This is a genomic window from Bacillus sp. NPDC060175 (assembly GCF_042728695.1).
Taxonomy (GTDB): Bacteria; Bacillota; Bacilli; order Bacillales; family Bacillaceae_G; genus Bacillus_A.
Genome location: NZ_JBHWYR010000103.1, coordinates 1 through 13097 on the forward strand (window position 1 = coordinate 1; position 13097 = coordinate 13097).

Genomic DNA, 13097 nt, shown 5'->3' on the forward strand with positions numbered 1-13097 from the left:
AGGTATGAGAATTATTAATAAACAGATAACTCTCGAAGAAATAGAAATAATAAGAAAACCATTAGATAAATTGCATGAATACCATAACAGTAAATCGGAATTTTTTTCTGGTGATTATCCAAGAATTACATTTGAGGAACGCATTAAAGAATATGAAAAAAATTCAAAGTATGGAGAATACAGAATAGAATTATTGATTGAGTCGGAAACAGATAATATATTAGGATTTTGTATAGCATATAGTAAAAAAGTAAGCGGGAAGATCGAGGTTCTATTTGTTGACGAAAAATATCGAAGAAACGGATTGGGTTTGAAATTAATGAATAGTACAATGGAATGGTTTAAAGAAAAACAAGTATATGAAATTGAATTAACATTAGTGTACGGGAATGAAGCTGTATCGTTTTATCAGAAATTGGGATTCTATCCACGTTCAATTATTATGACTACTAAATCAAACGATATTATTAGGATATTTTCTTGTTTAACTAAAGGGCGTGTTTTGATTAATCTTTTTTCAAAACACGCTCTTTCTTTTTGCTTGTTTATCAAGGCTAATAGTATTAATTTGATCAATCTTTATTCTAAAGCTACAGAAGGAGAATTCTTTCGCGGCATTCGTTAAAACATACTCCAGCCTTCTTGTGCGGAAAGTAGTTCTAGTATTTTAAAACCAGCTATACTATTTCCGTTAGCATCTAGAGCGGGTCCAAAAATACCAACTCCCATTTCTCCTTTTACGCAGCCGAATATCCCACCGGCAACCCCACTCTTGGCGGGAATTCCGACACGAATTGCAAATTCACCAGATTCGTTGTACATGCCGCATGTGACCATAAATGTTTTACAAATTTTTGTTATATGTTTCGGAACGATTTGTTTTTTTCTATATGGATCATATCCATCCATTGCAAAAATCAAACCAATCCGTGCTAAATCAATGCAGTTTACCTCAATTGCACATTGACGTGTGTATAAGTCCATTAACGCCTCTACATCGCCATTGATAATGTCATTTTGTTTCATATAGTAGCAAAGAGAACGATTTAAGTAAGCTGTTTCTAATTCAGAGCCGGCTACTTTTGAAGAGTAATTAATTGTAGGATTGTCCGTAATATCACGCACAAAGGAAAGAATCCGTTCCATCTTCTCGTCATTACTATTCCCTGTTAGTATACTTGTAATCGCTAATGCTCCTGCGTTAATCATTGGATTGAGTGGTTTAGAAGGGTTAGCTGTTTCTAGTTTAATAATAGAATTAAATGGGTCACCAGTTGGCTCCATTCCAACTTTAGAAAATACATTCTCTTTGCCGCGCTCTAAAAGTGCAAGTGCAAGCGTAATTACTTTTGAAATACTTTGAAGGGTAAAAAGCGTTTGGGAGTTCCCAGCATGGATATAATCTGTTTCTTTATGATAAATTGCAATCCCTAAATCATCTGGATTTGCATTTCTTAGTTCTGGGATATAAGTAGCCAGTTTCCCTTTTTTTGTATATGATTGTACTTGCTCTAGTAATTGTTCTAGGTTATTTGTTTGAATACAGTGCATAACTAAAACGTCCTTTTCCTTTTTATTAAATGTATTCTCTCTAATTCATCTGAAGGTTAATAAAATTTTTGGTGAAATGGATAGATATTGTCTGAAATATTATAAACGTGCAAGTTCATAATTTCCTATTTTCACAACTTTTTAGTTGTGTTCATATAATCTGTATTTAATAAACGACCTGAATAAAGGTGCATCTTCGGTATTCTAAAAATTGACTCCTCTGTATTTAAGAAAAGATTTTTGTTATCCAATCTTTTCTTGGGTGCTTTCGCTGTTCCAGCATTCAGTATTATTTAAATTAGGAATATTAGTTGCATAGAAAATCGGATCTTTTCCGGCTTTCTTTTGCCTTATATAATCTTTGAGGGCGGAGAAAGCATATTTTCCAAGGAGGATGATTGCAATTAGGTTGAAAATGGCCATAATCCCCATGAATAAATCTGCAATATCCCACACAATTTTAACCGTTGCTATAGAACCTAGCATTACCATACCAATTACCGAAATACGATATATCAGTAATAATGTCTTACTACCACTTAAGAACTCAATGTTTGTTTCCCCATAATAATAGTTCCCAACGAGAGAACTAAAGGCAAATAGAAAAATAGCTATTGCTACAAAGGTAGGTGCCCATGGTCCAATATGAGTTTTTAATGCTTCTTGTGTTAATTGAATCCCATTCAGGTCTGTAGCATTGTGCATATCGGATAGAAGGATCATAAATGCAGTACAACTACAAATTATTAGTGTATCCGTAAAAACACCAAGCGTTTGAATAAATCCTTGTTTAACAGGATGTGTAACATTGGCAGTCGCAGCTGCGTTTGGCGCACTTCCCATGCCAGCTTCATTTGAAAATAAACCACGCTTTACTCCTAGAAGAATCGCAGCACCAAGCCCTCCGCCTACAACTTCCTTAATACCAAAAGCATGCAGCAAAATTTCTTTGAATAAAATAGGAACTTGCGTAATATTTGTAATAACCACAAATAGTGCAACACCAACATAAAGAATCGCCATAAATGGTACAATCATTTCTGCGACACGAGCAATCCGTTTTACGCCTCCAAAAATGATTAGTGCTATCAAACCTACTAGTATACAGCCGACAATTTTAGGCTCTAGGTTGAATGCGTTTTCAAATGCTAGCGTAACCGTATTCGCTTGAACAGCATTAAACACAAGACCAAAGCAAACTGTAATTAAAATTGAGAAAATAACTCCCATCCAGCGTTTATTTAATCCTTTTTCCATATAGTAAGCTGGACCGCCTCGAAATTTATTTCCATCTTTTACTTTGTATATTTGAGCAAGTGTACTTTCAACAAATGCAGAAGCTCCTCCAATTATTGCGATAAGCCACATCCAAAATATTGCACCGGGTCCGCCGGTGGAGATCGCAATGGCGACACCAGCTAGATTTCCTGTACCAACGCGAGAAGCTGTACTCATGCAAAATGCTTGAAAAGAAGAAACTCCATTTTTTTCTTTTTGTGCTTTACGGGTTGAGGAACTTGCACCATCACTAAGTAAGCGAATCATTTCACCAACATAGCGAAATTGTACAAACCTTGTTTGAATTGTAAAATAGCATCCAACCCCAATTAAAAGAGCAATTAGGATGTAACCCCATAAAAATTCATTTGTAATTCCAATGAATTTGTGGATGGGAGTGATTACATCTTTAATAAAATCCATATGCTTACTCCTCCTTATTCTAATGAATATATATTTATCTAAAAAGACGTGGATTCAGTATGACAAAGAAAATAAGCGGAAACATGATGTGCAAAGATTATTTTATCTTTTTCCGACAGAACACTTCCTCCTCAATTTGTGTGAAGGTGTGATAGCACCAGCAGGTGGGTGGGAGATAAATGTCGGATGGCGTAAGTCAAAACGTTTGCTACCATATACTTGTACAGATTGCTCTTTGAAAACTGAAGATATGAGGCTGGTTGCAGAAAAATCGTTGCAATCGTAAAATCTTCAACGTTCCATCGTCCCACGTTTGCCGAAGTTGCGAAAACCAAGCTAAAGTAGGAAGCGTGATGAGTCAACGTACAAGACACTTCAGTTCTTACCGTAGGAACTACGGGAAGAGCCTGCTAAGATAACTGGTGGATATATCGATGTTCGCAGGAATCCCCCACTTCAAACATCTCGTAAGAGTGTTAAGTGGGGGGAGTTCAAAGAAGCTACCATAATGTTATTACCAGGAAAAATTCAATCCCGATACTATTTTCGTTTATATATTTTCTTTTTGTACACGAATCAGACGCCCCTGTAGAGTTACATTGTTCCAATGATTACAATTGCCTTAATGATTTTAGGTAGTAGAACATTGTTTAGTTCTTCCTGAAATCATCAAACCAATCAAACTACCAAGTAAGGCTATTAAAATCCATCCCATTCCTTCATTGTATAGAGGAACGTATTGCATGAAAGTAAGCAACGAGTCACTAGCAAGTTCTGCTGTTTCTAATCCTTGTACTATACTAATCAGTAATGCTCCTAAAACTGATCCAACATAGACAGCCTGCTTATCTTTTATAAACCGATCAAAAAAAGCGAGGATAATTAGCACAATTGCTACAGGATAGATAACAATTAGGATAGGTAGGGAAAGTTTAATTAGCATAGACAAACCAAGGTTTGATACTCCAAAGCTAAATAAGCAAATAATTAAAATGATTTTGTTATAAGAAATCTTTGGAAATAGTGTTGTGAAAAATTTCCCACATGCTGAAACGAGTCCTACAGATGTAGTTAAACATGCAAATAACATTGTAATTCCTAATAAGGAAAGACCATATTGACCAAATAAATGTTGTACTACATTTGTTAATAACACACTTCCGTTTTCAAATGTGCCAAATGTTTGAGAAGTAGCTCCAATATAAGCAAGTGATATATATATGATAGATAATCCAAGTGCGGCTATAAGCCCTGCTACTATAGTAGATTTAGCAATGGATTTTTTATTTGTAACACCTTTTTCTTTTATAGCGTTAATTACAATAATTCCAAATACGAGAGCAGCAAGGGCATCCATTGTTAAAAATCCTTCAATAAATCCTTTGAAAAAAGGAGCTTCCTGATATGAATCAGAGGGTGTTGAAATAGATCCAACTGGTGAAGAAATTGCTTTAACGATAATAATACTAATCATGATTAGTAACAGCGGGGTTAAATATTTTCCAATTCTATCTACCAATTTAGAGGGATTTAAAGATAGATAAAACGTTATACTAAAATATATAAATGTATATAAAAGTAATATATACCATTGATTTTGCATGGTGGTACTTAAAAAGGGGGCAACTGCCATTTCATATGAAACAGTGCCTGTACGAGGAATGGCGAAAAAAGGGCCGATTGCTAAATAAATGATTAGAGGGATAATAACACCACAGGCGGGGTGAATCCTACTAGCAAGGGTACTAACATTTCCACCAAAAAGGGAAATAGCAGCGATGGCTAATAATGGAAGTCCAATACTACTCACAACAAATCCCGAAATTGATATCCAAATATTTGTTCCAGATGAATATCCTAATAATGGAGGGAATATCATATTACCCGCACCGAAAAATATTGCAAATAACATAAGTCCAATAGGGATTGTTTCTTTAAAAGTTAACGATTGTTTCATAAAGCACTCTCCTTTTATTTGACGAAAAATGTCGAAATTTAAGTTTTTTTCATTATAACATATGAAATTAGAAAATACAGAAAAATAAAAATGAAAAAAATTCCTTGTTTTACTTAAAATACTATTTTAAGTAAAATGATATGAATACTCAAATTCATAGTGCTGTCTTACTCTAATTATAGAAATATCTTTACACTGAACATTATTATATTGAAATTTAATGTATAAGTTATATTTATCTTGTATTTCGTATCGCCTTCTTCTTAATAATCTGATTTTTTGAAAAAATAAATGTGTTTTATCAAATATCATGTTATTATGGACAGGAATTGCAGAAAAATCGACATTTTTCGCGAAAAGGAGGGGTTTTATGAACTGATTTTTATCAATAATAGTAATTTTAGAAATTTATTTTATTGCATTTCTTGCACTACGCTCCTGTTTATAATCTTAATCATAAGTTCAATGGGATGTCTATTAACTCCTAAAATGGCTTCAAAAAACAGATGTGTTTTTAAAATCTGTCTATTCAGTTTTTCAGAAAAATAAAAGGAGTGAGATACGTGGATTCTTTCATAAATTGGTTAAATAATCTTATTTGGAGTCCTGCATTGGTTTATTTATGTCTAGGAACGGGGTTATATTTTTCAGCCCGCACGAAATTTCTACAGATACGCCATGTGCGCGAAATGATAAAGCTTACTTTTCAAGGAGAAAAATCCGAAGCTGGTGTCTCTTCATTTCAAGCATTAGCTCTTTCTTTATCAGGACGTGTTGGAACGGGTAATATCGCTGGTGTTGCAACAGCGATTGCTTTTGGAGGACCAGGAGCCGTGTTTTGGATGTGGATTGTAGCTTTCTTAGGTTCAGGCTCAGCTTATGTAGAATCGACACTGGCTCAAATATACAAAACTAAGCATCGAGGTCAATTTCGCGGTGGCCCAGCGTATTACATTGAAAAAGGATTGGGAATTAAATGGTATGCAATTTTCTTTGCTATAGCAACCATTCTAGCAACAGGAATACTGCTTCCAGGCGTACAAGCAAATAGTATAGTCTCTAGTTTAGAAACAGCTTTTGGTATAAATACATCTATTTCAGGTGTCATATTAGTTATAGCATTGGCACTTATTATTTTTGGTGGGGTTAAACGTATTGTTAATGTTGCACAGGTTATTGTGCCGTTTATGGCCGTTGGATATATTCTGGTTGCCTGCGTAATTGTGTTTATGAATATTGAAAAATTACCAGAAGCATTCATGTTGATTTTAAAGAGTGCATTTGCATTAGAAGCTACTTTCGGAGGGATTATTGGGTTAGCGATTTCTTGGGGTGTAAAACGGGGTATTTATTCAAATGAGGCTGGACAAGGAACTGGCCCACATGCTGCTGCGGCAGCTGAAGTGTCACATCCGGCTAAGCAAGGTCTTGTACAGGCATTTTCCGTTTACATTGATACATTATTTGTTTGTTCAGCAACAGCGTTTATGATGATTATTACGGGTATGTATAACGTATTTGATGTAAGCGGAAAATCGTTTATTGTGAATAATTTGAATGGGGCACAACCGGGCCCTGGATATACACAGGCAGCTGTTGAATCAGTATTCCCTGGTTTCGGAAATAGTTTTATTGCGATTAGCTTACTATTTTTTGCTATTACAACCATTATGGCATATTACTATATTGCCGAAACAAATATTGAATATTTAAACCGATATAAAGATCGTCCGTGGATGTCATTTGTATTAAGATTTATTTTTCTAGGAGCTGTGTTCTATAGCTGTGTAAAAAGTTCTACGACTGCATGGATTTTGGGTGATATTGGTGTTGGGATTATGGCTTGGATTAATATTGTTGCTATTTTATTGCTACAAAAACCAGCACTTTTAACTTTAAAAGATTATGAAAGGCAAAAGAAAAAAGGCAAGGATCCTGTATTTAATCCGCAAGGATTGGGCATTAAAAATGCTGATTTTTGGGAGACTAAATACAAAAAAGATAATGAAAAAAACGCTTCATGAAATCTTAGTGTGAATAGATAATATAATAAGGAATAAATATCCAACAATTAAATGCTGATTTTTCTGAAAATATTTGCTAGTATTTAATTATAAAAGATTGGTATCTTTTTTCTTCATGTTTAATTGATTCATATTCTATGGTACCCTGCCTAATATGAGTCTCTAAGTAAAAGGAACTAGTATAATACTAGTTCCTTTTACTTTTTTATTATGATTAAACCAAGATAGTTACTATAACATCATAAATGATGGTTTATGGTGTTTTTATATGCCTAAAATATTAGTTTTTTGGGGGCTAGCTTGATAGTAGTGTTTTGAGGTACCCCCAAAACTAGCTTTTTTGTCTACTAAGATAATGAGTGATTATGTCATTTAATTGTGGTGAAATTTAGTTAATTCATTATTTTTAAGGGGGATGAAAACGTCTATATAGAAAGGATCAGCAGCTATTTGTATAATCGTCTCTTGATTAATTATTATGAATTGATTTTGCTGCAAAATGTAATTTATTTTAGTTTTTACAATGAGGGCCACCATATTAAGTAAATAGACCTGGGTATAAATTCACTCAAAAATACGCCATCCTTTCCTATGATTCTACAGAAAGGATAGCGTATTTTTTCATTTCAGGTGGGATTTTATTTATCCAGCTTGTGATAGGGCACTAAAATTATCGTTATATTTTAGTGGAATAGTTAAAAAATGTAATCGTTTTCTTCTTTTTAAAAATTAATAACATCATACTAAGCGGTAAAACAGAAAAAGTTGATATTATTTTGAATTTCTTCACCGCTCATAATTATTTTTTGTACATCTGGCAACGCTTTGATTCTGTCGATCCGCATGGTACCTGAAAGGTATATTTTATAATGGTTACTTGATATATAGGTTTTGAAGTGTTCTTGATGTAGCTTTACTTTATATGTGATTCCTTATTTTTACATAAACGCTTACTTCATAGTTTCTTTCTGTTGTGGCCGATAAAACTTATCTACCAACCGATTATACTCACTTCTTGAAATTTCTTTATTATACAGTTTAATTAATAAATCTTTATGAGCTTTCGAAAGTGCTATTTTGTCAATGAATTTTGGGTACATATATTATTCTCTCTCCGTCTGATGAATTATTATGTTGCATTTTGCCTACTTCCCTTGAATATTATAATGAAAAAATAAGTATAATGCGAAGGTATTCCAATCTTTCATATCAAATTTAATTTTTCTATGGAAGAAACTTAACCAAAATAGTGAAATCATTGGGGTTCAATTTATGAAAAAAATTGACCTGAAAGAGAGAAGAGTATTTCAAAAAGAAGTGCTCCTAGATAAATCTAGGAGCACTTCTTTTTGATGCAGTTACTGGTTTCATTGGATGGTGAGCACCACCAGTTAGATAATAACTTATGAATTTAAGATACACAATTTGTAAACCCTCTCATCTTTTACCTGTTAAGAAAGTTTGCAACAGAACCTAAAAATGAATATGAAAATTTGTGTTAATTTATTAACTTTAATATGATTTTTCGCTTCAATTATAGTATTAGCAATATGATTTTACTATGTTTATAGAGTATATATAAAGATTTAAGATGATAAACTATCTTATAAAAGGCTATTATCTAATCATTTATCTGAAAATTGCGAAAAGATGTGTAGATAGATATTATTGTAAATACATATATAATTCATTTTAATTTTCTGACATTAATTATCGGTATTCTTATAATAATCTTTGGTGTATATTGTGATAAATACAATGTACGGTGTCAGTATTTAAAAGGTTATATATCATAACTTAAAGGGGGAAGAAAACTATGAAAATGAAGAGTAAGATGATCATGACAACAGCGCTTGCAGCTACTTTAGCTACAGGTGCATTACCTACTACATCGGTATTTGCTGCAGAAAAAGAAGCACCTATTCAACAAAAAGAGTCACAAATTAGTATTCAACCGTTTGCACAGAATAATTTGGAAACAGCTGTCAATGCTGCTTTACATGGTCCCGAAGTCAAAAAAATCAAAGTATTCGAGCACGAATTTAATGTAAAACCAATTGAAGTTGTAAATTTAGCTGGCGGTAAAAAATATGTTAAGGGACAAATTTCTCATCATTTAAGTTTTCGTCCAGATGATCAATTTTATTATGAGTTTACAGTACAAGATGGAAAGGTGATAGATAAGCCTGTATTTAATATTGATAGGGGTGGTTTTACACCATTTGTGGCTCCGCTTTTATCAATTCTTGCTGCGTATAATGGAATCCCAGTTAATCCAAACGATTTAAACTCACTTGGTCAACAGCTTGGAAAAGTTATAGATGGAAGCTGGGAACAAGCAGCACAATCTATTGCCACTGTAGTTAGTTTAACTTTTAATGAGTAGAAATTGAAGGGGAAATAAGTTATTGTTTAGTTTTGCAGAAGCCCATTTTTCGTAAGCATCCTTGTTATAAAAAACTTTTATATAAATATAAACCAAGTATTAACACATCTGTTGTATTTTCTTAATTTGTTAACCATCTTGTCTATCATTATATGTCACAAAATAGGAGTCTTGTTTAAGACTTCTGTTTTGTTTGTTTAAAAAATGAGTGGCTTCGATTCTTTTTAAAATCCGTGAAATATGATGAAGAATGGTGTCTTTACATGTCTAGGGTTCAGCTCTATGAAATTTGTATATGTATGAATCTGATGGTTGTTGGATGAACCGCTATGGCCCTTCAAAATTTCAAGTAACTGACCGCTATCAAAAAATATTTTCAAGCAGAAAATCTCATTATTCTGGGAAAAGAAGCAATGTATATTGTAAAAAAACGTACCTTATTTTATGAGACTAATCTATTAAAAATTAGGAGAGATATAATGAAGAAAATAAAAATGAAAAACATCTTAAAAAGTGGAATCCTTACTTGTTTTACACTTGCAAGTTTATGTACGACTTCTACAGTATTTGCTGATAGTCATCCAGGTTATTCCTATGAATCCAATATAGGCTATCAAAATCCAACATGGATGTCAAAACTAGAAGATACAAAAAGAATAAGCGAAGTATCTATCCCGGGGACTCATGGTTCAATGGCTTTACATGGGGCAAGTTTTATTGATGAAAATTTGACAAGAAATCAAACAATGACCCTATCTCAACAATTCAATGCAGGAATTCGTTATGTAGACATGCGTGTTAAACGTGTAAAAGATTCTTTTGCGATGCACCATGGAATTGTAAATCAAAAAGCAATGTTTGAAGATGTATTAAAAGAGACAATTCAATTTCTAAGAGATAATCCTAAAGAAACTATTTTAATGCGTTTAAAGGAAGATACTGATCCTGAAAGTGGCTCGCTATCATTCGAGGAAATATTTAAAAATTATAAAGACCGTAATGCTTCCTATTTTTGGGATCCGAATTCTGTACCATCCTCAGAAAAAAATAATCCTAAGCTAGGAGATGTTCGAGGGAAAATTGTAATATTACAAAATTTCTCGGCATCTCAAGAATATGGTATTAATTATGAATCTTTGAATATCCAAGATAAGTTTGAAGTTGGCACTGGACCAGACGGAATGTATGAAAAATGGAATGCGGTGAAAACCCATCTTCTAAATGCAAATAATAACTTTAACAATGGTAAGATCTATCTCAACCATTTTAGTGGCACGGGTGGTGCAGCAGCATTATTGAATAATTGTTACCCTTGGTTTGTTGCAAGCGGAAAAGAGAGCAGAAATACTAATAGTAATCCAAAACTGATTCAAAAAAATGTAACAAATGAATGGAGGGATTTCCCTCGTGACATAAATGGACAAGTATTTTATGGGGGAATGAATACACTTGGAACTGATTTCATACAGCAAGGTGGGATTAAGCATTCTGGTATTATTGCTGCTGATTTTCCTGGACCAGGTTTAATAGATAGTATTATCAGATTAAATGGGATAGACTCAAGTGAAAAAGATATATTAATTTCCCAAATTTCTTCTGAATCGAAGCCATTATCTGGACAAAAAAATCGATCAAGTCAAAACTTTAGCGTTAATAATTTACCCACAGGAACAAAGGGATTAAAATGGGTTATCGAGCCTACAGAAAAAGATAATGCTTCTACTATTTCCTTCAATGTTATGATTGATGTTTCTCTGGGGACGGATTCTGTTCGTTGGGGAAACATTTCGAATGGATCTAGGACTGAAGCATATACAAATTCTAAATACTATATTGCAAACCCAAGTGGCGCAACTAACAAATTTACAGTGAAAATATACGCTATTACAAATTAAGGTTTTAGTGTAAAGTTTCTTCATAAGGGTAAGGCTCTATTCTTATCTCTTTTTTAAACGAACAGACTATGCTAATAGAACTGTTCGTTTTCTTATGATAACAAAAAAGAGCGTCAATACTTAATACCCTCACGGACTATTTGAAGTGTTGAGTAGTTCAAATCAAAGCATAGTGGAGTATTGCTAGCTATGATTCGTATTCAATTTATGCTACGAACCTTATGGTCAACATGTACTGTCAAACCAGTTAAAAAAACAGGAAATAATATGTAATTATAAAAACTTATTGAAAACGCTAACATAGTTGGCTATAATCAGGGTATAAAACTTCAAATGGATTGTGACTGTTCGGCAGGCAAAACCTAAATTATGGTGAAACCAGATTTTGAAATACTGGATTCTAATTAATTTAGGTTTTTTTATACTCTAAAGTATGTAGCTGCTGCTGAGCAATCAATATCTAAAAACCTAATAAGGTGATGATATATGCTCATAAAAAAAGTTTTTAATAATAATGTTGCTTTGGTAAACCGAACTGGAACAGAAATGATTGTCATGGGTAAAGGAATTGCTTTTCAAAAAAAAGTAGGTGAATATATTGATGAATCCATAGTGGATAAAGTATTTGTGCTAGAGAAGGAAAGTCAAGTATCGAATAAATTATTACAATTAATTAATGAGATTCCTACGGAACACTTCGAGCTTACTACCCAAATTGTGGAATATATAAAGAAACAAATTTCTAACTCAATTAGTGATAATATTTATCTTACCTTAACTGATCATATTAACTTCGCAATTAATCGATTTCAACAAGGTCAAATTATTAGGAATCCTTTATTTTGGGAAATAAAAAAGTTTTATCCAGAAGAGTATAATGTTAGTTTAACAGCTCTTACAATAATTAAAGAACATACTGGATTTGAACTACCAGAAGAAGAAGCTGGTTCCATTGCCTTACATGTAATTAATGCACAACAAGATAATATAGTAATGGAAGAAACCATTATGGTAACAAAAATAGTAGGAGAAATTTTAAAAATTGTAAACTACCATTTTGGAATCAAATTAGATGAAAAATCTCTGAACTATAATCGTTTTGTTACACATTTAAGGTATTTTGCTTATCGTCTCTCTCGTAATGAACAAATAGTAGAAGAAGATAGCTTATTATATCAACAAGTGAAGGAAAGTTATCCGGAAGCTTACGGTTGTGCAAAGAAGATAATGGCACTTTTAAAATCTAACTACAATCAAAAACTTACAAAAAATGAGATTACTTATTTTGTTATTCATATAAATCGTGTTACTCAAAGAAAATTAAATCAAAATGATTAATTTACAGGATTGTGACTGTTTGGCAGGCAAAACCTGAGTTGAAGCTTATGTATATACATAGTTTCAACTCAGGTTTTTTATATTTCTGATGCTACATTTTATAGCATTGATCCTTATCTAATCAAAAATTAAGAAATTCTCTTAGAAGAAACCTTTTGTTTCTCCAATTTCCTTTTTTTGTGTCCAAGGGATTAAGATTTTGAGTACAAATCTCTAAGGAAATTCAGGATATCTTGATATATATA

General features: G+C 32.8%; 7 protein-coding genes and 1 pseudogene. 5 read left to right on the plus strand and 3 right to left on the minus strand.

The genetic code is table 11. The features are described 5' to 3' along the window. Positions 1-4: 4 nt before the first annotated feature. Positions 5-457: pseudogene (locus ACFWDE_RS27605) on the plus strand (GNAT family N-acetyltransferase); the annotation flags it as partial. A 164-nt stretch (positions 458-621) separates the two neighbouring features. Here ACFWDE_RS27605 and glsA read toward each other — a convergent pair. The 3 genes from glsA to brnQ all read right to left on the minus strand — a co-directional run bounded on the left by glsA (position 622) and on the right by brnQ (position 5209). Beyond that, the gene (gene glsA / locus ACFWDE_RS27610; RefSeq protein ID WP_377896022.1) at positions 622-1551 is read right to left on the minus strand and encodes a glutaminase A; all 930 of its coding nucleotides are present in this window, start codon (positions 1549-1551) and stop codon (positions 622-624) included. 243 nt (positions 1552-1794) lie between these two features. Continuing rightward, a complete protein-coding gene (locus ACFWDE_RS27615; protein ID WP_377896023.1) occupies positions 1795-3252 on the minus strand; it encodes an alanine/glycine:cation symporter family protein in 1458 nt (485 codons plus the stop codon). Positions 3253-3883: 631 nt separating this feature from the next. Continuing rightward, positions 3884-5209 carry a branched-chain amino acid transport system II carrier protein gene (gene brnQ, locus ACFWDE_RS27620; RefSeq protein ID WP_377896024.1) on the minus strand — a complete coding sequence of 442 codons (1326 nt, stop codon included), beginning with the start codon at positions 5207-5209 and terminating at the stop codon, positions 3884-3886. 563 nt (positions 5210-5772) lie between these two features. Between brnQ and ACFWDE_RS27625 the strand changes: the two genes are divergently transcribed. From ACFWDE_RS27625 to licT, 4 genes are all read left to right on the plus strand, one after another. After that, complete coding sequence (locus ACFWDE_RS27625) at positions 5773-7233, plus strand: alanine/glycine:cation symporter family protein (protein ID WP_097833021.1); 1461 nt, start codon at positions 5773-5775, stop codon at positions 7231-7233. A 1816-nt stretch (positions 7234-9049) separates the two neighbouring features. After that, positions 9050-9619 (plus strand): methyltransferase, encoded by a 570-nt coding sequence (locus ACFWDE_RS27630; protein WP_215575518.1) that lies wholly within the window; start codon positions 9050-9052, stop codon positions 9617-9619. 479 nt (positions 9620-10098) lie between these two features. Then, entirely contained in the window at positions 10099-11514 is a 1416-nt protein-coding gene (locus ACFWDE_RS27635) for a phosphatidylinositol-specific phospholipase C (RefSeq protein ID WP_377896025.1), read from the plus strand. A gap of 486 nt (positions 11515-12000) precedes the next feature. Beyond that, on the plus strand, positions 12001-12852 hold the full coding sequence (gene licT, locus ACFWDE_RS27640; protein WP_063218359.1) for a BglG family transcription antiterminator LicT: 852 nt from the start codon (positions 12001-12003) through the stop codon (positions 12850-12852). Positions 12853-13097: the final 245 nt, after the last annotated feature.